Here is a 19,996-nt window from a genome sequence, read left to right on the forward strand (position 1 = left end):
CTCAGCCTTGTCCGGTGGTCATTTCGCGTTCCAGCACCTTGGCGCCGGCGCGGAACCTCTCGATCAGGTCGCGCGCGACATCGCCGCAATAGACATCCTCAAGCCCCGCCTGCAGCCCGGCGACGAGGTCGCGCGCCAGTGCCTCTGGCGGCACCTTGGGCGGCGGCAAAGGCTGGTGCCAGTCATCCTCGGTCGGGCCGATGAAGACGTTCATCACCCTCAGCCCACTAGCCCGAAACTCTGCCCGCAGGCTCTGGCTCAGCGAGAGGGCCGCCGCCTGCGAGGCCGAAAAGCCACCGAGTTCCGGCAGGCTGACAAGCGCATGGGCCGACAGGATATTGACCCAGGCCACGGCCGAGTTGACCCCATCCGCCGTGCGCGCGCACATGCCCGGCCCGAATGCCTGCGCCAGCCGCATGAGACCGAGGTAATTCACCTCCATCTCCTGCTGGGCGAAGACGGTATCGCCGCGCGACAGCGCCCCGCCCGGACGCAGGAAGCGGGCATTGTTGATCAGGATATCGACCTTGCCGCCGATCTCTCCGGCCAGTTCTGCCACGCTGCGCGTATCGGTCACATCGAGCGGCAGGATCTGCACCCCCGGAATATCCTCCAGCACCGCGCGCATCGGGTTCGGGCGCCAGGCTTCGGCCTCACCGATGAAGACCTGGCCGGCGCCGGCCTTTTTCAGGGCGCGGGCGATGGCGGCGGCGTTTTCGCTGCGCGCATCGGCGATCAGCACGCGGCGATGTTTCGGGTCCGAGGTCATGGCACGCAATTGCGGATCGTCCTCCATATTCGGGGTCGGCTGCTCGGGCATGGCGATGAGAACACCCTGCCCGGCACGGTCAAGCCGGTTCCACAACACCACCCGCCCGTTCCGTTCGACATCGCCATGGACATGACAGATGATGACCGGCCCGACATCCAGCTGGACCGTTCCGGTCCGCCACGGCGCGCGCTCGCGGAAATAGAGATTGGTCGAGGTCCGCACCGTGGTCTCGGCCAGAAGCCTGCCTTTGGGCGAAACCTCCTGCCAGTGCAGGTCGGTCGACAGGCATCTGCTGCAGGCATCGCGCGCCGGGTAAAGCACCGTGCCGCAATCGGCACAGACCTGCAGCATGAACCGACCCTCGGCAGCGGCGGCGGTCAGGCCCATGGCCGCACGGCTGCGCATGGTCGGCGGCAGCGTGGGCGCGCTTGTGCGCAGCTGCGGGTTCTTCTTTGGCGGCGACTTCAGCGGTTCAGTCATGCGCCTGCCCCTTCCAGAATGGCCGCGCCGGTGCAAAGACCGCGGTCATAATTTATCATGCCAAAGCCCGAGACCATGGCCCGGCGCGCGCCCGCAACCTGGGTGCCGCCGGCAGTGCCGGTGACCTGCCGAATCGCCTCGACCAGGCCGATGAAGCCGCCCGCCGCACCTGCCTGCCCGCCGGACAACTGCCCGCCCGAGGTGTTATGCGGGAAGTCCCCGGTGGTGGTCAGGTCATGCTCGCGGACGAAGCGCGGGGCCTCGCCCTTTGCGCAGAAGCCCAGATCCTCGATCTGCATCATCGAGATCACCGGATAGTCATCATAGGTCTGCAGCAGGTCGATATCCGCCGGCCCGCAGCCCGCCTGCGCATAAAGTTCGTCGATATCCATGGTCCAGCCGCCGCGCAGCTGAATGGGATCTTCCGCATGGGCATTGTGGCGCTCGATGGCTCCGGCGATGGTGGCATAGGGAAGGTTGCGACGCTCGGCCTCTTCGACCGGCATGACCAGGAATGCCTCGGCCCCGGCGCAAGGCATGACGCAGTCGAACAGCGCGATCGGATCGGCGATCGGGCGGGCGGCGAGATATTGCTCCATGCTCAGCGGCTTCTTCATCACCGCGCGCGGGCTTTTCAGCGCGTTCTGGCGCTGCGAGACGCAGATGCGGCCGAAATCCTCGCGCGTGGCGCCGCATTCCTGCATGTAACGGTCGGTCAGCAGCGCGAAATTCGCATTCGGACCGCCATAGCCATAGGGATAGGCGGCATCGGTGGCGAAGCGCGAGAAGCTGGAAAGAAGTTGCCGGAAGCTGTCGATCTGATTGGTGTCCCCGGCCACGCAGGCGACAATGCTGGCATCGCCTGCCTGCACCGCCCGGGCCGCGCGGCGCAGCGCGACGATGCCCGCCGCACCGCCCATCGGGATGTGATCGAGCCAGCGCGGGCAAAGCCCCAGATGCTGGGTCAGCCCGACGGCGCTGTCGGGAAACAACGTGAAGCTGGCCAGCGATAGCCCGTCGAGATCGGCCGGACGCAGCCCTGCGACATCGAGCGCCTGCCGAAGCGCGGTCGCAATCCACCAATGCGCGGTTTCGATGGAGTAGCGCCGATACTCGGTCGAGGCCGGCGCCACCAGCGCCACACCCTCATAGGATTGGCGCGCATTCATGCCGCCAGTCGCCCGCACATCAATCCCACCGCGATCACGCCGCCCTCCTGCACACACAGGCAGCGGCACCGTGCCGCCGACCTTAAAGATGATTATTCATGTATAATCATCCAAGGCAAGCATTTTGATTCTGCGAGCCAGACAAAACCACAGGTAGAGTTCTGTTCAGACCGCCTGAAGATTGACGAGCATTCGCCGCAGCGAAGCCGTAAGCACCTCTCGTTGATCGGCACTCAATCCCTGGACAAGCGAGTCGTTGACTCGCGTGATCTCGGGGTAAATGCGATCAAACATCCCTTCCCCCGCAAGGGTCAGGTTTATCAGGCGCAGACGATTGTCGGTTTCGCTTGGCTGGCGCGCAATCAACCCCTGCGCCTCAAGGCTGTCGAGCGCGCGACTCATGGTAGGTTGTTCGGCAATGGCCCAGATGCACAGTTCTGTCACCGTGAGACTGCCGAAGGTTTGCAATGAAATGATGATCCGCATCTTCAACGCGGAAATTCCCGCCGGGCGCATACGCCCCTGAAGAACCTGATGATAACGGTGGACGATATGATTGAGCATGAAGGACGGCATCGAATCGAGCCGGGCGACCGGCCTGGACAGTTCGGCAGCAGGGGATTGAACCGCGTTCATGTGGACCTCCAAGACGGCGACGAAAGCTATTTGGTATCTCAAAAACCATAATACAACCTATGGTAGATTTTAAAAGTACAATCTACTTGCATTATCATATGATTTTTCATATAGTTCGTCGCACGGATGGAAGGGCAGGAAGCGGGGACCAGCCATGGCAGAGCGTTCATTCAAGGCAGAAGTCGCGCATCTGCGGCTTGGCGAAGGCGAAACGTTCACGGGTGAAGGCATTCTCGCCATCACCAAGGCATTGCTGCAATCGGGGGTCGGCTATGTCGGCGGCTATCAGGGCGCGCCGATCTCTCACCTCATGGACGTGCTGGCCGATGCCGAAGAGTTGATGGCAGAGCTTGGCGTGCGCTTCGAGGCCAATGCCAATGAAGCAGCGGCGGCGGCCATGCTGGCAGCCTCGGTTCATTACCCGATTCGCGGGGCGGTGACCTTCAAGGGGCCGGTCGGGGTCAATGTCGCCTCGGACGCATTGGCGAATCTGGCGTCCAGCGGCGTCACCGGCGGCGCCATGATCATCGTCGGAGAGGATTATGGCGAAGGTTCCTCGATCATGCAGGAACGCAGCCATGCCTTTGCAATGAAGTCGCAGTTCTGGCTGCTGGACCCGCGCCCGAACCTGCCCTCTATCGTTCAGGCGGTCAGCGACGGCTTCGAGCTGTCCGAGGCCTCGAACACGCCGGTCATGCTGATGGTGCGCATCCGCTGCTGCCATGTCACCGGGTCCTTCGAATGCCAGGACAACAAGCGGCCCGATTTCAGCGTCAAGGATGCCGTGGCCCATCCGCGTTCGGATTTCTCGCGCGTGGTGCTGCCGCCGGCGTCCTTCGCGCATGAGCAGGACAAGATCAACAATCGCTGGCCCGCCGCCGAGGCCTTCATCCGCGACCGCAAGCTGAACGAGCGTTTCGGTCCCGCCGATGCGCCTGTCGGCATCGTCCTGCAGGGCGGCATGTATAACGGTGTCATCCGCGCGTTGCAGCAACTTGGACTGGCCGATATCTATGGTAACACCCAGGTGCCACTTTATGTGCTGAACGTCACCTATCCGCTGCTGCCGGACGAATTCCACGATTTCTGCGCCGGAAAGTCCCACGTCCTTGTGGTCGAGGAAGGCCAGCCGGAATTCATCGAGAACCAGCTTGGCAGTTTCCTTTACCGCGCCAAATCCGATGTCCAGCTGCATGGCAAGGACGTCTTTCCGATGGCCGGCGAATATACCGGCGCGGTCATGCGCGACGGCATCGCGGGCTTCCTGAAAGAGGCCGCGCCCGATCTGCTGTCTGATGCGCTGCGCGCGCCGAACACGCCCACCCCGGCCATCCCGGATCTGTCGAAGACCGTTCCGATCCGGCCACCGGGTTTCTGCACCGGCTGCCCCGAGCGCCCGATCTTCGCCGCCATGAAACTGGTCGAGCAGGAATTGGGCAAACACCAGATCGCCGCCGATATCGGCTGTCATGTCTTCGCCGCCCTGCCTCCGTTCGAGATCGGCGGCGCGACCATGGGCTATGGCCTCGGGCCGGCGGCGAACGGCGCCTTCGATGGCGGCGGAGAGAAGCGGCCCGTCGCAATCATCGGCGATGGCGGGTTCTGGCATAACGGGCTGTCCTCCTCCTTCACCAATATGGCCTTCAACAAGTCGGACGGCGTGGCCATCGTGGTCGACAATTACTATTCGGCTGCGACCGGCGGGCAGGATGTGATGTCCTCTCGCGCGGTGAACGCGACCAAGGCGACGAAGAACCCGATCTCGAAGGCGCTGGCAGGGATCGGCATCGACTGGGTGCGCCAGATCGACCGCACCTATGATGTCGGCAAGATGCGCGACACCATCCGCGAGGCCCTGACCACGCCCGAAGCCGGGCCAAAGGTCATTGTTGCCTCGTCCGAATGCATGCTGAACCGGCAGCGGCGCGAAAAGCCCCTGCGTGCCAAGGCGATCAAGGAAGGCCGGCGCGTGGACATTCCCCGCTTCGGCGTCGATGAAGATGTCTGCACCGGCGATCACGCCTGCATGCGCTTGTCCGGCTGCCCCTCGTTGTCGCTGAAGACCCTGGACGACCCGTTGCGTGACGATCCCGTGGCCAGCATCGACCAAAGCTGCGTCGGCTGCGGCAATTGCGGCGAGGTGGCGGATGCCGCCATCCTCTGCCCCAGCTTCTATCGCGCCGATGTCGTCCATAACCCGACAGGGTTCGAGACCTGGCGCACCGGCATCCGCGCCCGCTTTCGCAACGCCCTGAGCAAGCGCCGCGCCAAACGCCGGCTGAATCTGGGGATCGCGCCATGAACATGCCCGTCCAGCCGCCCGCAAGCACCCCCTCCGGGATCATCAAGATCGCCATCCTCGCCGTCGGCGGTCAGGGCGGCGGGGTGCTGACCAACTGGATCGAGGCTTTGGCCCGCGCCAATGGCTATGTCGCCCAGGCCACCAGCGTCGCGGGTGTGGCACAGCGCACCGGCGCCACCGTCTATTACGTCGAAATGGCCCCCATCGGCCCGCAGATGCCCGTGTTTTCGCTGATGCCCGCCGCCGGCGATGTCGACATCATGATCACCGCCGAAATGATGGAGGCCGGGCGCGCCATCATCCGCGGCTTTGTCACCCCCGACCGGACCGTGCTGATCACCTCGTCGCATCGGGCACTGGCAGTTTCGGAAAAGATGGTGCCGGGCGACGGCATCGCCTCCAGCGCCGAGGTTCTGGCAGCGGCCGAGATCGCTGCCCGCCGGTTGATCTGCGCGGATTTCGACCGGCTGGCGGTGGAAAACGGCTCGGTCATCTCGGCGACGCTGTTCGGGGCGCTTGCCGGCTCGGGCGCGCTGCCATTCGACCGCACCGCCTTCGAGGAAGCCATCCGCGCCGGCGGCAAGGGGGTGGAACCGAGCCTGCGGGCCTTTGCCGCCGGTCACGATCTGGCAGTCGGCGGCGCAGCACCGCAGCCGGATCGTCCCGAGGCAACGGCAACCGAGATCAGCGGCCCGGAAGAATTGCTGCAGGAATGGCGCGCCTTGACCGCACGCGCCGCCAGTCTACCAGCCGCCGCGCAGGAGATGGCCTTGGCCGGACTGCGCAAGACCGTCGATTTTCAGGATGCGGCTTATGGCGCGGAATACCTGACCCATGTCGAAAGCCTCGCGCAACTGGGCAATGACGACCTGACCCGCGAGGCCGCGAAATACATCGCCAATGCCATGGCTTATGACGACATCATCCGCGTCGCCGATGCCAAGACCCGCGACGGGCGCGAGGCCCGGATCTCGCGCGAGATGCGCCTGCAGGATGGCCAGATCATGCAGGTGACCGAGTTCCTGCATCCGAGAGCCGAGGAGATCGTCTCGCTTCTTCCCGCGCGGATGGGCGCACGCTGGCAACAGAACCCAGGCCGGATGAAACTGATCGACCGGCTGTTCAATCGTGGCCGCCGCATCCGCAGCGACGGCATCTTCGGCTTCGGGCTGCTCTATCTGCTGGGCGGGGCGAAGTCGTGGCGACGCCGGACCCTGCGCCATGCCGAGGAGACGGCGCATCTGCAAAGCTGGCTGACCAAGGTCCGCGAAGCCGCCGGGCGCGATGCGGGTCTGGCCATCGAATTGCTGCGCTGCCAGCGCCTCATCAAGGGCTATTCCGACACCCATGCGCGCGGTCAGTCGAAATTCGCCCGGGTGATGGGTGGCGCCGATCTGGTTCAGGACCGGGCCGACGCCGCCGACTGGGTCCGGCGCCTGCGCGAGGCGGCGCTTCAGGACGAGAAGGGCGAGGCGCTCGACGGGGCGCTGGAAACGGTTCGCAGCTTCGCCTGATCCGCGCTCAGCCTGTCGGAGAAGTCAGGCTGTCGCGCAGCCGGCGCAGCATGTCACGCATCCGGTCCAGGTCCTCATCATCGAGGACCGCGAAAAGATCCCCGACCATTTCCAGATGCTCGGCGGCAAGCACCTCGAAGAAGGCCGCCCCGTCCTCGGTCAGCCGGACCGAGACCCGGCGGCGATCCTCGTCCGAGAGCAGCCGCTCGACCATGCCATCCTGGACCAGACGGTTGACCACGGCGGTCGCGTTTCCGTTCGAGATCAGCAACATGCGCGAAAGTTCCGTCATGGTCAGCCCGTCGCGGCGACGGTGCAGCATGGCCATGACATCGAAACGCGGCAGGGTCGTGTCATGGCTGACACGCAGGAACTCGCGCAGCCGGCCTTCGACCTGACGGGTCACGCCCAGCATCCGGATCCATAGCCTCAGCCGGCGCATGGCCAGCGGATCGCTGACCGGATCGTTTCGGACCGGCCTTGCGGTTTCAGGGGCGACCGGTTCCGCGCTCCGCTCTGATGTCATCTGAATCCGTCCATGGCCGAAAATGCTTTGAGGACGAATATTTCAGATTGTGCGCATTTTATCCAGCCGTGAGGTTGCGTCAGATCGGCACAGTTCCGATGCTGGCGCCACCGCAGACGAACAGCGTCTGGCCGGTGATAAAGCCGGCCTCTGGTTCGGCCAGGAACATGAAGGCGCGGGTCACATCCTCGACCCTGCCCAGCCGACCGACCGGGATGCGGCGCGAGAGGTCTTCCTCCTGCGCGCTGCCCTTCGGCACGATGCCCCAGAAATTGTCGGTCAGGATCGGGCCGGGGGCGACCACGTTCACGGTGATGCCATGCTCGGCCAGTTCCAGCGCCCAGGTCCGGGCCATGCCGATCATCCCTGCCTTGGACGCCGAATAGGCCGTCCGCGTCTTCGCCCCAAGCGCCGCTCGCGAGGCGTTGAACAGGATCCGCCCGAAGCCCCGCGCCTTCATCGCCGGCAGAAACGCCTGCGTCAGCGCCAGTGCCGAGCCGAGGTGAAGCTGGGTCAGCGCCAGCATATCGGCGGGCCGGGCATCCTCGATCAGGTTGGGCAGGATGATGCCCGCATTCTGGACGAAATGCGTGACCTCATGCCGGGCGGCGATATCGGCCCCGGCCTTCTCGACGGCATCGGGGTCGGACAGATCGCAGATGAGATGTTCCACATCTGCCGCCTCGCCCGGATGGCGCGCCAGCGACACCACATGCCAGCCGCGCGCTACCATCGCCGCCGCCAGATCGGCGCCGATCCCCTTGTTGCCGCCGGTGATGACGGCGGTGTAGCCGCTCATGGCAGCAACTGGATATTGCCGAAAGCGGCGTCGCAATTGAGGATGTCGACGCGCTTGCCGGCGATGCGGATGCCCTCAGGCGTGGCCTTCAGATCGTGGGTCACGGTCAGCGCCAGCAATTGCTGTTCGTCGAGCCGCGTTTCCACATAATGCATCTTGGTCGCAACACGGGCGCTGTCCTCGGTCAGTTCCAGGATCCGGGGCCGGTTCAGCACATGGTGACAGCGGCTTTTCGGCTTCTGGCTGAAGGTGCGCGCACCGTGCAGGCGTTCGATCCGCAAGCGCAGCATGAAATTGTCCTCATGCAGCAGCGAGGTTTCATTCACCGGATCCTGCTGGTTCCAGTTCAGCGGCATCCAGTAGACCGCATTCGGCAGCCAGAGGTTCAGCCAGTCGTGATACTGACCCTCGTCCAGCATCCAGGCCTCGTCATGGATGAAGTCGATCACCTCGTCCCGGTTCATGCCGCACCCCCGATCATGAAGCGCTTCCAGGCATCGAACTGGTTGCGCATCTGGCGTTCCGTGGTGCCGTTCAGCACCGCCTCCTCCGAAAAGTCCTCACCGTCTTCATAGAGCCGCTGGATATTCACCCATTCCAGCCCGTCGGCCATCAGCCCTTCCTGCGCACGCTCATACATCTCCAGGTCGTCATGGCCGACCATCGAGGTGGGCGCATTGATCATCCGGTTATACATCGCCGTGCGCGCGGTCAGCTCCGAGGGCGCCCCGTCGAGTGCGAAGATCCAGCTTTCCACCAGCGTCTTGTCGGGGCCGAGCGGGATGAAGTTCCGCAATTGCTGGATCGGTCCCTTGATCATGATATTGGGGAAATAGACGGTATTGTGCCGGTTCTCGCCCAGAATCGCATTCGCGCGTTCCTCGCCATAAGCGGCGACCATGGCGTCAAGATAGCCGGGGATGTCGGAATAGGCGGAATGGATCGAGTGATGCACCCCCGTATGTCCGTGACCATTGGGCCAGGTGCGGATGCCCATATTCTCGAAGAACTCATAGGGCGACATGAAGGGGGCGATGATCTCCATCGCCGCGGGCGTGGGCGTGCCCTCGGGCTTCTCCATCTCCTCCCAGATCTTCACGGCGGTGCCGGCGCTGGATTCATGGGCGACCATCGGGTGGCAGGTGTCGGTCTGGTTCTCGACCAGCATCTTCCAGTTGCACTTGTGCATATAGCGCAGGGGGGCGCCGGCCACGGTCAGTTTCCCCTCGGGAGAGCGATCGACCATATTGTCGAGCGACGAGAGGGAATCGCCGAAGAATTCCTCGAAACCGATGCCCTCGGGCGCCAGCCGGGCGAAGATGAAACCGCGATAATTCATCATCGCGCCGACCGGGGCGAGGCCATGCGATGCCTCGGTCTCCTCCAACCCCGTGCCCTCGTAACCCTTCTTCAGCGGGATCGCGAGCAGGCAGCCATCGGTCTTGAAGGACCAGGCGTGATAGGGGCAGCGGAAGAACTTTCCGGTATTGCCGGCCTTGTCGATGACGATCTTGGTGCCCTTGTGCGGGCAGCGGTTATAAAGAACGTGAATCTCGTTATCGGTATGGCGCACCATCAGCAAAGGCTGGTCGCCGATCTGGGCGGTGATGTAATCGCCCTTGTTCGGGGTCTGGCTGTCATGGCCGATATAGACCCAGACATTGCGGAACAGGTGCCGCATCTCCAGCGCATAGACCTCGGGGCTGGTATAGACATCGCGATGCACCTGCTGCGGTCGGATCAGGGCATCGACGCGGGATTTCAGGTCGGCTTCGGTCATGGCTTACTCCTTACAGGTCAAGCTTGAGACGGTCGGACAGCGCGCGGCTCACGCAGATCTGCATGACCTTGCCGGAGTCGCGCTCTTCCTTCGACAGCACCACGTCGCGGTGATCGGGCGTGCCTTCCAGCACATCGGTCTGGCAGATGCCGCAATCGCCGCGCTGGCAGTCATAGACCAGGTCCACACCGGCGGCTTCCAGCGCCTCGATGATGGTCTGGTCGGCGGGGACGGTAATGACCTGCCCGGTCGAGGCGATCTCGACTTCGAAGGGCCGGTCGCCGGCCTCGTGAGAGGTATTCTCGAACAGTTCGGCATGGAACTGTGCATCCGCGCGGCCAGCGGCTTCCATCGCGGCGCGGGTGGCATCGATCATCGGCTTCGGGCCGCAGACATAGACATGGGCGGCAGGGTCGGCCTTGGCAATCAGTTCTGCCACCGGGACCGGGCCGCCGGCCTGATCGTCGTGATGAAGCTGAATGCGCGCGCCATGGGCCGCGACCAGCCGGTCGGCAAAGGCCGCAGCGGCAGGGGAGCGGCTGGCATAAACCATGCGGAAGTCACGCCCACGGGCCGTAAGCGCCGAAGCCATGGCAATGAGCGGCGTCACCCCGATGCCACCGGCCAGAAGCAGAACCGGCCCCTGCCCATCGTCCAGCGGAAAATGGTTCTTCGGCCCGGTCGCATCGAGCCGGTCGCCCGCCTGCAAACCGTGCATGAAGCGAGAGCCGCCATTGCCCGCATCCTCCCGTCGGACCCCGAGCAGATAGGCGGCGGGCGCTGCCGCATCCCCCGCGAAATCGATCAGCGAATAGGCGTTATGCCCACCTTCCGGTAACGTCACCTCGATATGCGCGCCAGCCTCGAACGGGGGCAGCGGCGCCCCGTCGGGTCGGACCAGTTCGATTTCCCGGATCAGCTCTCCGACCTCGTCGGTGCGCCGGACGATCAGCGTCAAATCGGTCAATGCCTTCATCCCTGCTGGGCGTGGGTTATGGGAAAACTATCCGCCAAGGATGGGCCGCCCGTCAAGTTTTAAGTTTGAAATAGTGAAAATTCATACAAATTGGCTCGCGGTGAATATGTTTGGCGGCAGCCCGGGACCGGCTTAGTCTGTCCTGCACAAGGCAGGATCGCAGGGACGGAACGCATGCCCGACAACATTGATTTCAAACAGCTTGAGAACCTGGCCACGGCACTTCTGGCAAAGCCGGGGCCGGGCCGGCAGATCATTGCCATTACCGGCGCGCCGGGTTCCGGAAAGTCTACATTGGTGGAACGGCTGGCCGATACACTCGGCATGGATGCTGCCATTCTGCCCATGGACGGCTTCCATTACGACGATGCCGTGCTGGAACAGATGGGACGTCGTCCATGGAAAGGCGCGCCCGATACCTATGACGTCGGCGGCTTGCGTAACATCCTTGCCCGCCTGCGCAATCCGGACGAAGGCGCGGTCGCCGTCCCGGTCTTCGATCGCGATCTTGAGATTTCGCGTGGCAGCGCCCGAATCATCGGCCCGGACGCCCGCCTGATTCTGGTTGAGGGCAATTATCTGCTGCTCAACATCGATCCCTGGCCCAGCCTGAGGCCTGCCTTCGACCTTACCATTCGTATCGAGGTTCCAGAACCAGAGCTGCGCCGGCGCCTGACCCGCCGCTGGCAAAGCTATGGCCTTACCGAAGCCGAGATCGCCTTCAAACTCGACAAGAACGACCTGCCAAACGGGCATATGGTCGTCAGCAACAGCGCCGCGCCTGACCATCTGATGCATGTCAAATAAGCATCTTCCGTATTTATTTGAATTTAAAATAGTGAATATTCATATTTTTCTTGCCTGAAATATTCGCAGGTGGCAGGCTGGAATGGAGAATCGCAGCAAATCGCCACGGGAGAAAGACATGCGACTGACAGGGAAGTTCGTTCTGCCAAGCCTGCTGGCACTGGCCTTCGCGGCCGGCGCCAGTGCTCAGGAAACCACATTGCGGCTGTCGAACTGGCTGCCGCCCTCGCATCCCGTGGTGAAGGACATCATGGTCCCCTGGGCCGAGCAGGTGGCTGAGGCGACCGAAGGTCGCGTCGCCGTGCAGATCCTCGACGCACCGCTGGGCCCGCCGCCGGCGCATTTCGACCTCGTCGCCAGCGGCGCAGCCGATATCGGTTTCTCGGCCCACAGCTATACGCCCGGCCGCTTCACCCTGACCGAGATCGCCGAGCTGCCCTTTCTGACGCCCAGCTCCGAGGCCAATTCGCTGGCGCTCTGGAATGTCTGGACCGAGATGCTGGCCGAGAAGAACGAACATGCCGGCGTCAAGGTGCTGGCGCTGTTCGGACATGGGCCGGGGCACCTCTTCACCACCGACCGCGCAGTGACGCCGCTGAGCGAGTTGAGCGGCGCCAAGATCCGCGTCGCCGGTGCGATCACCGACCAGCTGGTGCAGGGCTTGGGCATGGTCTCGGTTCAGGCGCCGTCTTCGGAAAGCTATGAACTGCTGTCGAACGGGGTCGCGGACGGGATCGTCTTCCCTTACGAATCCGTCCCCTTCTTCCGGCTTGACGACGTGGTCAAGAACGGCCTCCGGGTCGAGGGCGGGATGTATAACGTGTCCTTCTTCTTCGTCATGAACCAGGCCCGTTTCGACAGCCTGTCCGAGGCAGACCGCGCCGCCATCGACAAGGTCTCGGGCGAGGCCCTGGTGCGCATGGCCGGCAAGGCCTGGGACGCGGCGGATGCCGCCGGACTGGCGGCACTGGAAGGCAAGGTCAGTTTCCACGACGCCACCCCCGAGGAACACGCCGTGATCGAGGAAGACGCAAAGGCGATCTATGACCGCGTTGCCCAGGGCTACGCCGCCAAGGGCGTGGATTTCGAGGCTGCGCTGGCAATGTTCCGTGACGAGCTTGGCAAGGCCGGGCAGTGAGGATCGAAAAGCTGCGGATGCGGGTCCGCACCGTCTCGGCCATCATCCTCGGGGTGATGCTGGTGGCGCTGACCTGCATCACGGTTCTCGATGTGGTCGGGCGCTACCTTTTCAACGCGCCGCTGTCCGGCGGGACCGAACTGACCGAGCTTCTGGTCATGGGCGTCATCTTCGCCGGCCTGCCGGCGATCAGCCTCGATGACGGCCATGTCACCGCCGACCTGCTGTCACAGAACCTCAGCCGGCGCGGGCGGACGATCCAGTTGTTCCTGGCCCGGCTTTGCGCGGTCATCGCGCTGTCGCTGGTGACGATGGAGATGTGGAAGCACGGCGCCCGGTTGAGCAGCTACAACCAGACCACAGTCTTCCTGCACATCCCGGTCGGGCTGATGGTGCAGGCTGCGGCGGCGATCTGCGGGTTGTCGACGCTCATCGTGGCGGTGCTGGCGCTGACCCGTGCCCCGCATGGCAATTAACGCATAAAGGGCGATCATGGATTGGCCGATCGGAACTGCGATACTTTTCGCCATGCTCTTTGTCGGCGTGCCTATCGGCTTTGCGCTGACCTTGGTGGGCTTTGCCGGCGTGGCCAGCATCATCGGCATCAACCCGGCACTGGCAATGATCGGGCAAGTCTATTCCGACAGCGGCCGCAGTTATACGCTGTCGGTGGTGCCGTTGTTCCTGCTGATGGGCAACATGATCGTGCAATCCAAGATTGCCGACGAGATCTATGACGCCGCCAATGCCTGGTTGCGCCACCGCAAGGGCGGGCTGGCCATGGCCACCATCGTCGCCTGCGGCGGCTTCGGTTCGGTCTGCGGATCGTCGCTCGCCACCGCCGCGACCATGGGCAAGATCGCCCTGCCAGCGATGCGCCGCCACGGCTATTCCGACCGGCTGGCGACCGGATCCATCGCGGCGGGTGGCACGCTTGGCATCATCATCCCGCCTTCGGTGATCCTGGTCATCTATGGCATCCTGACCCAGCAGGATATCGGCAAGCTGTTTCTGGCCGGGATCGTGCCGGGGCTGATGGGGATCGTCGGTTACATGCTGGCGGTCCGGCTGTCGTTGTTCCTCCACCCTGAGCCGCTGGCGCCCCTGCCCCGGCTCAGCCTCATCGCCCGGATTCACGCCACCCGAGGCGTCGCCCCGGCACTGGCGCTTTTCGCCTTCGTGCTGGGCGGGATCTATCTTGGCATCTTCACCGCGACCGAGGCCGCCGGCATGGGCGCAGGCGCCTCGATCCTGCTGACGGCGCTGCGCGGGCGGCTGACCTGGCGGGCGACGCTGGAAACGCTGTTCGACACTGGCAAGACCACGGCGGTGATGTTCTTCGTCCTGTTCGGGGCGCTCTATTTCCTGAACTACGTCAACCTCTCGGGGCTGTCGACCGATATCCGGGGTTGGGTGCTGGGGCTCGACCTGCCGCCCGTCGGCGTGATCCTGATGATCATGCTGATGCTGCTGGTTCTGGGCAGCCTGCTGGAAAGCCTGTCGATGGTCATGCTGATCACGCCGATCCTGTTTCCCATCGTCACCGCGCTTGGCTTCGATCCGATCTGGTTCGGGGTCTTTCTGGTCGTCGCGACCGAGCTGAGCTATATCACCCCGCCCATGGGCATGAACGTCTTCGTGCTGCGGGTCGTCGCCCGCGACGTGCCCATCGGTGAAATCTTCCGGGGCGTGGTTCCCTTCGTGCTTCTGGATGTGTTACGGCTGCTTCTGCTGATCGGTTTCCCCATTCTGGTCCTGCTGATCCCCAACGCGATGTAGAGGCCACCCTTGCCGGATCCCGACACAGCCCATCCCGGCTTTCTCGAAAACTACACCCTGTTCCTGATGGCCGTCGCCAGTGCCCAGGTCAGCCGCAGCTTTCACGAGATTGCCGCCGCGCAGGGCCTTTCCGTCGCCGAATGGCGGGTGCTGGCCTGCCTGCACGATCTGGGCAGCGCCAGCGTGTCGGAGCTGGCGCGGCTGTCGCTGCTGGAACAGTCGCGGCTGACCCATTTGATCGGCCGCATCCAGAACCGCGGGCTGGTCCTGCGTCAGCGCAGCAACCGGAACCGGCGCAGCGTGCTGGTTCGACTGACCGACGAGGGGGCGAGACTGGCCGCCGATCTGGTCGCCCAGGCCAAGGCGCACGAGAGGCAGGCGGTCACCGACAAGCTCGGCCGTGCCGATACCGAGAAGCTGCACGAGATCCTGCGCAAGCTGATCGGGCATCCGCCGGTCTGACGAAGGCCCCGATCAGTCGGGGATCACCGCCGTCGCCTCGATCTCGACCTTGGCGCGGTCCTCGACCAGGGCCACGACCTGCACCAGTGCCATGGCCGGATAGCTCTTGCCGATGACCTCGCGATAGGCCCGCCCGGTTTCTTTCAACGCCGCAAGGTATTCCGCCTTGTCGGTGACATACCAGGTCAACCGCACCAGATGTTCGGGCTTTGCCCCTGCCTCGGCCAGAATGGCCACGATGCTGCGCAACGCGGTTTCGACCTGAGCGGCAAAATCGTCGGTTTCAAACTCCTGATCGGCGTTCCAGCCGACCACCCCGCCGGTAAAGACCATGCGCCCGCGTGCGGCAATGCCGTTCGAATAGCCGGGGGTCGCTTTCCAGCCCTTTGGGTGCAGCACCTCATGTTGCATCGCATTGCTCCTTGAATTTCATCATCGTCTCGCGGATCCCGTCCGGCCACGGCGTGGCCTTTCCGCCATCCGAGACCCAGACAACCGTCAGCATCGCCGCCAGCCGCTTCTCGCCATCGCAGTCTGCGCGCAGATCGAAAGCCGCGCTCGCGCCGCCGATGCGATGGATCTCCAATGTGAAATCCAGCAGGTCACCAAGGCGGGAAGGGGCGGAGAATTCGGCCTCGATGCGGACCGTCGGCACGCCCGTGCCCTCGTCGAGATGCATCCGGCGGAAGGGATAGCCGACGACTTCGGCAAAGAAGTTCTCGACGACCGAGTTGGTCATCTCGAAATAACGGGGATAGAAGACGATCCCCGCCGGATCGCAATGGTTGAACTCGACCTGAATGCGACGGCGATAGATCATGGCATTACACTTCGCGCGATGATCAGGCGCTGCACGTCGCTGGCACCTTCATAGATGCGCAGGGCGCGGATCTCTCGATAAAGCTCCTCGACCTTGACGCCATGCTTCACGCCGTCGCCGCCATGAAGCTGAACCGCCATGTCGATCACCTCCTGCGCGGCCTCGGTGGCGTAAAGCTTGGCCATCGCCGCCTCGCGGCTGATGCGCGACGCGCCCCGGTCCTTGGTCCAGGCGGCGCGATAGATCAGCAGCGCCGCCGCGTCGATCTTCAATGCCATATCGGCCAGATGCCCCTGCACCATCTGCAACGAAGCCAGCGCCTCGCCCTGAATGCGGCGGCTGGCCGTTCGCGCGAGCGCCTCGTCAAAGGCCCGTCGCGCCATGCCAAGCGCCGCCGCGCCAACTGTCGGGCGGAACACGTCCAGAACCGACATGGCCAGCTTGAACCCCTGCCCCGGCTGGCCGATCAGCGCCGCATCGGGCAGGAAGGCACCCTCCATCCGCAGGGTCGCCAGCGGATGCGGGGCGATCACCTCGATCCTCTCTGCGATGGAGAGGCCCGCAGTCTCTGCCGGCATCAGGAAGGCCGACAGGCCGCGCGCGCCCGGCGCCTCGCCGGTGCGGGCGAAAATGACGTAAAGATCGGCGATGCCGCCGTTGGAGATATAGGTCTTCTCGCCGCTCAGGCGGTAGCCGCCCTCGACCTTCTCGGCGGTGGTCGTGGTGGCGGCCACGTCGGAACCCGATCCCGGCTCGGTCAGGGCGAAGGCTGAAATCGCGGTGCCGGCGCGGGTGCGGTCCAGCCAGGCGCGTTGTTCGGGCGTGCCGAAAAGGCTGATCGCCCCCATGCCCAGCCCCTGCATGGCAAAGGCGAAATCGGCAAGCGCATCGTGCCGGGCCAGCGTCTCTCGGATCAGGCAGAGCGTGCGCACGTCAAGCGCCTCGCCCCCCGAATGGCGCAGCCAGCCGCCCTGCCCAAGCGCCGCAACCAGCCCGCGACAGGCCGCGTCCACATCGCCATGATCGACCGGCAGATTGGCGGCGCACCAATCATCCAGCGCCGCCGCCAGGTCGCGGTGGTGATCCTCGAAAAACGGCCAATCCAGAAAACTGCGATCCATAACCTTACCCAAATCCTGACCGGGGGCGCTTGCCCCTGCGTGGTCAATTCCCTTCGAAAACCGGCTTTTCCTTGCCGACAAAGGCGCGATAGGCGCGGGCGAAATCCTGTGTCTGCATACAGATCGCCTGCGCCTGCGCCTCGGCCTCGATGGCCTGTTCAAGACCCATGTTCCATTCCTGGTTCAGCTGGGTCTTGGTGATCCCATGGGCAAAGACCGGCCCCGCCGCGATGCGATGCGCCAGCTTTTGCGCCTCTGCCTCCAGCCCATCGGCGGGGTGCAGGCTGTTCCAGAACCCCCAGGCCGCACCTTCTTCGGCGCCCATCACCCGACCGGTATAAAGAAGCTCTGCCGCGCGGCCTTGGCCGATGATCCGGGGCAGCATGGCGCAGGCCCCCATGTCGCAGCCGGCAAGGCCGACGCGGGTGAACAGGAAGGCGCATTTCGCCTCGGGCGTTGCCAGCCGCAGATCCGAGGCCATGGCGATGATCGCCCCGGCCCCCACGCAGATCCCGTCCACCGCCGCGATCACCGGCTTGCCGCAGCCGATCATCGCCTTGACCAGATCGCCGGTCATGCGGGTGAAGGCCAGAAGCCCTTTCATGTCCATGCCGACCAGCGGGCCGATGATGTCATGCACATCCCCGCCCGAGCTGAAATTCCCGCCATTCGAGGCGAAGACGACCACATCGACATCACTTGCATAGGCCAGGGCACGGAACGTGTCGCGCAACTCGGCATAGCTTTCGAAGGTCAGCGGGTTCTTCCGCTCTGGCCGGTCGAGCCGGATGGTGGCGATGCGGTCGTGGCACTGCCAGAGGAAATGTTTCGGGGTGATCCCGGCCATCTCGGTCATGTCATATCCTTGGTTCACGGTTTCGGGCGCTCATATCTCGCCACCGGCAATGGCAATGGCCTGCCCGTTGATCGCGTCCGAGCCTGCCCCGCAGAGCCAGAGCGCGGCGGCACTGACCTCGGCTGGCTGAACCAGCCGGGCCTGCGGGTTGGATGCGGTCAGCGCCGAAAGCGCCTGCGCCCGGTCGCCGCCGGTCTTCTTCATGATATTGGCGATGGAACGCTCGGTCATTTCGGTGTCGAGAAAACCGGGGCAGAGCGCATTCGCCGTCACTGGCCGCTTCGCCACTTCCAGCGCCAGGCTGCGGATCAGCCCGACCACGCCATGTTTCGCCGCCGCATAGGGCGCGACATAGCGATAGCCCTTCAGCCCGGCGGTCGAGGCGATGGCGATCAGCCGACCCCAGCCGTCCATCCGCAGAAGCCCTTCGCGCAGGGTCAGGAAGGTGCCGGTCAGGTTGACTGCCAGCATGGCATTCCAGTGATCCAGATCGACACGGTGAAATGGCGCGCTATTGGCCGCACCGGCATTGGCGATGACGATATCGCAGGGGCCGGCGGCGTCGAACATGGCCCGGGTGCTGGCCTCGTCGGTCACATCGGCGGTCACGGCAAGGGCACCGGGCAGCGTGGCCGCCAGGCTTTCCAGCGGTTCCGCGCGACGCCCGGCAATGACGACACGCGCACCGGCACCGGCAAAGGCGCGTGCCAGATCGGCACCCACGCCCGAGCCCCCGCCCGTGATCAAAACCTGCTTGCCTGCAAGCGCCATTGCCTGCCCCCTCCACTCGCCCTGCTCAACGAACCGTGCCATAGCCATAAGTTTATATCAAACACAAATAGTTTGAACACGAAGCACCTTCTGCGCGCTCAAAAGAACGCCTGCAACCCGGTCTGGGCGCGACCGAGGATCAGCGCATGGACATCATGCGTGCCCTCATAGGTATTCACGGTTTCCAGGTTCACCATGTGGCGGAAGACCGGGAATTCGTCGGAAATGCCGTTGCCACCATGCATGTCGCGCGCCATACGCGCGATTTCCAGCGCCTTGCCGCAATTGTTGCGCTTGATGAGAGAGATCATCTCGGGCGCCATCTTGCCCTCTTCGAACAACCGCCCGACACGCAGCGCGGCCTGAAGCCCGATGGTGATTTCGGTCATCATGTCGGCCAGCTTCTTCTGGTAAAGCTGGGTCTGCGCAAGAGGCCGGTCGAATTGCTTGCGGTCAAGCCCGTATTGCCGCGCCGCATGCCAGCAGGTCTCGGCAGCCCCCATCGCCCCCCAGGCAATGCCGTAACGCGCGCGGTTCAGGCAGCCGAAGGGGCCGGCAAGGCCCTCGATCTCCGGGAAGATCGCGCTTTCCGGAATCTCGACATTCTCCATGACGATCTCGCCGGTGATCGAGGCGCGCAAGGACAGCTTGCCTTCGATTTTCGGCGCCGACAGCCCCTTCATGCCCTTTTCCAGCACGAAGCCTCGGATCTTGCCGCCATGCGCCTCGGACTTGGCCCAGACCACGAAGACATCGGCAAGGGGAGCGTTCGAGATCCACATCTTGGTGCCGTTCAGCACATAGCCGCCCGGAACCTTTCGCGCCACCGTGCGCATGCCGCCCGGATCGGACCCCGCATCCGGTTCGGTCAGGCCGAAACAGCCGATCCACTCGCCCGAGGCCAGCTTGGGCAGGTATTTCTGCCGCTGCTCTTCCGAGCCATAGGCATGGATCGGATACATCACCAACGAGGACTGCACCGACATCATGCTGCGATAGCCGCTGTCCACACGCTCGACCTCGCGCGCGACAAGGCCATAGGCGACATATCCCGCGCCGATGCCGCCATATTCCTCGGGCACGGTCACGCCCAACAGGCCCTGCGCGCCCATTTCGGCGAAGATCTCGGGGTCGGTCTGCTCGTTGCGGAAAGCCTCGCGGACGCGCGGTTCCAGCTTCGACTGCGCATAGGCGCGGGCGCTGTCGCGGATCATTCGTTCTTCGCTGCTCAACTGCTGATCCAGCAGGAAGGCATCGTCCCAGACGAGCTTGTTGGTGTCTTTCATTA

The 19,996-nt window shown here is 64.1% G+C and carries 21 protein-coding genes; 7 read left to right on the top strand and 14 right to left on the bottom strand.

Annotation, left to right across the window (positions count from 1 at the left end; genetic code table 11):
* Window position 1: 1 nt before the first annotated feature.
* From Q0330_RS15535 to Q0330_RS15545, 3 genes are all read right to left on the bottom strand, one after another.
* Window positions 2-1,252 (bottom strand): SDR family NAD(P)-dependent oxidoreductase, encoded by a 1,251-nt coding sequence (locus tag Q0330_RS15535; protein WP_299481421.1) that lies wholly within the window; start codon window positions 1,250-1,252, stop codon window positions 2-4.
* Window positions 1,249-2,421, bottom strand: coding sequence for a thiolase family protein (locus tag Q0330_RS15540; protein ID WP_299481424.1), 1,173 nt, complete (start codon window positions 2,419-2,421; stop codon window positions 1,249-1,251). Before Q0330_RS15540 ends, Q0330_RS15535 begins: the two co-directional genes overlap by 4 nt.
* A 165-nt stretch (window positions 2,422-2,586) precedes the next feature.
* Window positions 2,587-3,057, bottom strand: coding sequence for a MarR family transcriptional regulator (locus Q0330_RS15545; RefSeq protein WP_299481427.1), 471 nt, complete (start codon window positions 3,055-3,057; stop codon window positions 2,587-2,589).
* A gap of 154 nt (window positions 3,058-3,211) precedes the next feature.
* Between Q0330_RS15545 and Q0330_RS15550 the strand changes: the two genes are divergently transcribed.
* On the top strand, window positions 3,212-5,359 hold the full coding sequence (locus Q0330_RS15550) for an indolepyruvate ferredoxin oxidoreductase subunit alpha (protein WP_299481430.1): 2,148 nt from the start codon (window positions 3,212-3,214) through the stop codon (window positions 5,357-5,359).
* Window positions 5,356-6,873, top strand: coding sequence for an indolepyruvate oxidoreductase subunit beta family protein (locus Q0330_RS15555; protein WP_299481433.1), 1,518 nt, complete (start codon window positions 5,356-5,358; stop codon window positions 6,871-6,873). Before Q0330_RS15550 ends, Q0330_RS15555 begins: the two co-directional genes overlap by 4 nt.
* A 7-nt stretch (window positions 6,874-6,880) precedes the next feature.
* On the opposite strand, the gene Q0330_RS15560 is transcribed toward Q0330_RS15555, so the two are convergent.
* The 5 genes from Q0330_RS15560 to Q0330_RS15580 all read right to left on the bottom strand — a co-directional run bounded on the left by Q0330_RS15560 (window position 6,881) and on the right by Q0330_RS15580 (window position 10,954).
* The gene (locus Q0330_RS15560) at window positions 6,881-7,399 is read right to left on the bottom strand and encodes a MarR family transcriptional regulator (RefSeq protein ID WP_299481436.1); all 519 of its coding nucleotides are present in this window, start codon (window positions 7,397-7,399) and stop codon (window positions 6,881-6,883) included.
* A gap of 79 nt (window positions 7,400-7,478) precedes the next feature.
* Complete coding sequence (locus Q0330_RS15565) at window positions 7,479-8,198, bottom strand: SDR family oxidoreductase (RefSeq protein WP_299481439.1); 720 nt, start codon at window positions 8,196-8,198, stop codon at window positions 7,479-7,481.
* Window positions 8,195-8,662 carry an aromatic-ring-hydroxylating dioxygenase subunit beta gene (locus Q0330_RS15570; protein WP_299481442.1) on the bottom strand — a complete coding sequence of 156 codons (468 nt, stop codon included), beginning with the start codon at window positions 8,660-8,662 and terminating at the stop codon, window positions 8,195-8,197. Before Q0330_RS15570 ends, Q0330_RS15565 begins: the two co-directional genes overlap by 4 nt.
* Window positions 8,659-9,978 (bottom strand): aromatic ring-hydroxylating dioxygenase subunit alpha, encoded by a 1,320-nt coding sequence (locus tag Q0330_RS15575; protein ID WP_299481445.1) that lies wholly within the window; start codon window positions 9,976-9,978, stop codon window positions 8,659-8,661. The genes Q0330_RS15570 and Q0330_RS15575 overlap by 4 nt, the downstream gene beginning before the upstream one ends.
* A 10-nt stretch (window positions 9,979-9,988) precedes the next feature.
* Window positions 9,989-10,954 carry a PDR/VanB family oxidoreductase gene (locus Q0330_RS15580; RefSeq protein WP_299481448.1) on the bottom strand — a complete coding sequence of 322 codons (966 nt, stop codon included), beginning with the start codon at window positions 10,952-10,954 and terminating at the stop codon, window positions 9,989-9,991.
* Window positions 10,955-11,044: 90 nt separating this feature from the next.
* Between Q0330_RS15580 and Q0330_RS15585 the strand changes: the two genes are divergently transcribed.
* From Q0330_RS15585 to Q0330_RS15605, 5 genes are all read left to right on the top strand, one after another.
* The gene (locus Q0330_RS15585; RefSeq protein ID WP_299481451.1) at window positions 11,045-11,761 is read left to right on the top strand and encodes a nucleoside/nucleotide kinase family protein; all 717 of its coding nucleotides are present in this window, start codon (window positions 11,045-11,047) and stop codon (window positions 11,759-11,761) included.
* 118 nt (window positions 11,762-11,879) lie between these two features.
* Window positions 11,880-12,899 carry a TRAP transporter substrate-binding protein gene (locus Q0330_RS15590; protein ID WP_299481454.1) on the top strand — a complete coding sequence of 340 codons (1,020 nt, stop codon included), beginning with the start codon at window positions 11,880-11,882 and terminating at the stop codon, window positions 12,897-12,899.
* Window positions 12,896-13,375 (top strand): TRAP transporter small permease, encoded by a 480-nt coding sequence (locus tag Q0330_RS15595; RefSeq protein ID WP_299481457.1) that lies wholly within the window; start codon window positions 12,896-12,898, stop codon window positions 13,373-13,375. The genes Q0330_RS15590 and Q0330_RS15595 overlap by 4 nt, the downstream gene beginning before the upstream one ends.
* Window positions 13,376-13,388: 13 nt before the next feature.
* Window positions 13,389-14,678 (top strand): TRAP transporter large permease, encoded by a 1,290-nt coding sequence (locus Q0330_RS15600; RefSeq protein WP_299481651.1) that lies wholly within the window; start codon window positions 13,389-13,391, stop codon window positions 14,676-14,678.
* Between the two features lie 9 nt (window positions 14,679-14,687).
* A complete protein-coding gene (locus Q0330_RS15605) occupies window positions 14,688-15,140 on the top strand; it encodes a MarR family transcriptional regulator (protein WP_299481460.1) in 453 nt (150 codons plus the stop codon).
* A gap of 12 nt (window positions 15,141-15,152) precedes the next feature.
* Here Q0330_RS15605 and Q0330_RS15610 read toward each other — a convergent pair whose 3' ends face one another.
* From Q0330_RS15610 to Q0330_RS15635, 6 genes are all read right to left on the bottom strand, one after another.
* A complete protein-coding gene (locus tag Q0330_RS15610; RefSeq protein ID WP_299481463.1) occupies window positions 15,153-15,551 on the bottom strand; it encodes a RidA family protein in 399 nt (132 codons plus the stop codon).
* Window positions 15,541-15,960 carry a thioesterase family protein gene (locus tag Q0330_RS15615; protein ID WP_299481466.1) on the bottom strand — a complete coding sequence of 140 codons (420 nt, stop codon included), beginning with the start codon at window positions 15,958-15,960 and terminating at the stop codon, window positions 15,541-15,543. The genes Q0330_RS15610 and Q0330_RS15615 overlap by 11 nt, the downstream gene beginning before the upstream one ends.
* Window positions 15,957-17,081 carry an acyl-CoA dehydrogenase family protein gene (locus Q0330_RS15620; protein ID WP_299481654.1) on the bottom strand — a complete coding sequence of 375 codons (1,125 nt, stop codon included), beginning with the start codon at window positions 17,079-17,081 and terminating at the stop codon, window positions 15,957-15,959. Before Q0330_RS15620 ends, Q0330_RS15615 begins: the two co-directional genes overlap by 4 nt.
* 43 nt (window positions 17,082-17,124) lie before the next feature.
* Window positions 17,125-17,937 (bottom strand): enoyl-CoA hydratase family protein, encoded by an 813-nt coding sequence (locus tag Q0330_RS15625; RefSeq protein WP_299481469.1) that lies wholly within the window; start codon window positions 17,935-17,937, stop codon window positions 17,125-17,127.
* Between the two features lie 30 nt (window positions 17,938-17,967).
* Window positions 17,968-18,708, bottom strand: coding sequence for an SDR family NAD(P)-dependent oxidoreductase (locus tag Q0330_RS15630; protein WP_299481657.1), 741 nt, complete (start codon window positions 18,706-18,708; stop codon window positions 17,968-17,970).
* 98 nt (window positions 18,709-18,806) lie between these two features.
* Entirely contained in the window at window positions 18,807-19,994 is a 1,188-nt protein-coding gene (locus Q0330_RS15635; protein ID WP_299481472.1) for an acyl-CoA dehydrogenase, read from the bottom strand.
* Window positions 19,995-19,996 lie beyond the last annotated feature (2 nt).

This window comes from uncultured Paracoccus sp. (assembly GCF_937873615.1).
GTDB lineage: Bacteria > Pseudomonadota > Alphaproteobacteria > Rhodobacterales > Rhodobacteraceae > Paracoccus.

Bases quoted from the DNA above. Each gene is read 5' to 3' on its own strand.
- Q0330_RS15535 (WP_299481421.1), bottom strand. From the start codon at position 1,252: ATGACTGAACCGCTGAAGTCGCCGCCAAAGAAGAACCCGCAGCTGCGC.
- Q0330_RS15540 (WP_299481424.1), bottom strand. From the start codon at position 2,421: ATGAATGCGCGCCAATCCTATGAGGGTGTGGCGCTGGTGGCGCCGGCC.
- Q0330_RS15545 (WP_299481427.1), bottom strand. From the start codon at position 3,057: ATGAACGCGGTTCAATCCCCTGCTGCCGAACTGTCCAGGCCGGTCGCC.
- Q0330_RS15550 (WP_299481430.1), top strand. From the start codon at position 3,212: ATGGCAGAGCGTTCATTCAAGGCAGAAGTCGCGCATCTGCGGCTTGGC.
- Q0330_RS15555 (WP_299481433.1), top strand. From the start codon at position 5,356: ATGAACATGCCCGTCCAGCCGCCCGCAAGCACCCCCTCCGGGATCATC.
- Q0330_RS15560 (WP_299481436.1), bottom strand. From the start codon at position 7,399: ATGACATCAGAGCGGAGCGCGGAACCGGTCGCCCCTGAAACCGCAAGG.
- Q0330_RS15565 (WP_299481439.1), bottom strand. From the start codon at position 8,198: ATGAGCGGCTACACCGCCGTCATCACCGGCGGCAACAAGGGGATCGGC.
- Q0330_RS15570 (WP_299481442.1), bottom strand. From the start codon at position 8,662: ATGAACCGGGACGAGGTGATCGACTTCATCCATGACGAGGCCTGGATG.
- Q0330_RS15575 (WP_299481445.1), bottom strand. From the start codon at position 9,978: ATGACCGAAGCCGACCTGAAATCCCGCGTCGATGCCCTGATCCGACCG.
- Q0330_RS15580 (WP_299481448.1), bottom strand. From the start codon at position 10,954: ATGAAGGCATTGACCGATTTGACGCTGATCGTCCGGCGCACCGACGAG.
- Q0330_RS15590 (WP_299481454.1), top strand. From the start codon at position 11,880: ATGCGACTGACAGGGAAGTTCGTTCTGCCAAGCCTGCTGGCACTGGCC.
- Q0330_RS15610 (WP_299481463.1), bottom strand. From the start codon at position 15,551: ATGCAACATGAGGTGCTGCACCCAAAGGGCTGGAAAGCGACCCCCGGC.
- Q0330_RS15615 (WP_299481466.1), bottom strand. From the start codon at position 15,960: ATGATCTATCGCCGTCGCATTCAGGTCGAGTTCAACCATTGCGATCCG.
- Q0330_RS15620 (WP_299481654.1), bottom strand. From the start codon at position 17,081: ATGGATCGCAGTTTTCTGGATTGGCCGTTTTTCGAGGATCACCACCGC.
- Q0330_RS15625 (WP_299481469.1), bottom strand. From the start codon at position 17,937: ATGACCGAGATGGCCGGGATCACCCCGAAACATTTCCTCTGGCAGTGC.
- Q0330_RS15630 (WP_299481657.1), bottom strand. From the start codon at position 18,708: ATGGCGCTTGCAGGCAAGCAGGTTTTGATCACGGGCGGGGGCTCGGGC.
- Q0330_RS15635 (WP_299481472.1), bottom strand. From the start codon at position 19,994: ATGAAAGACACCAACAAGCTCGTCTGGGACGATGCCTTCCTGCTGGAT.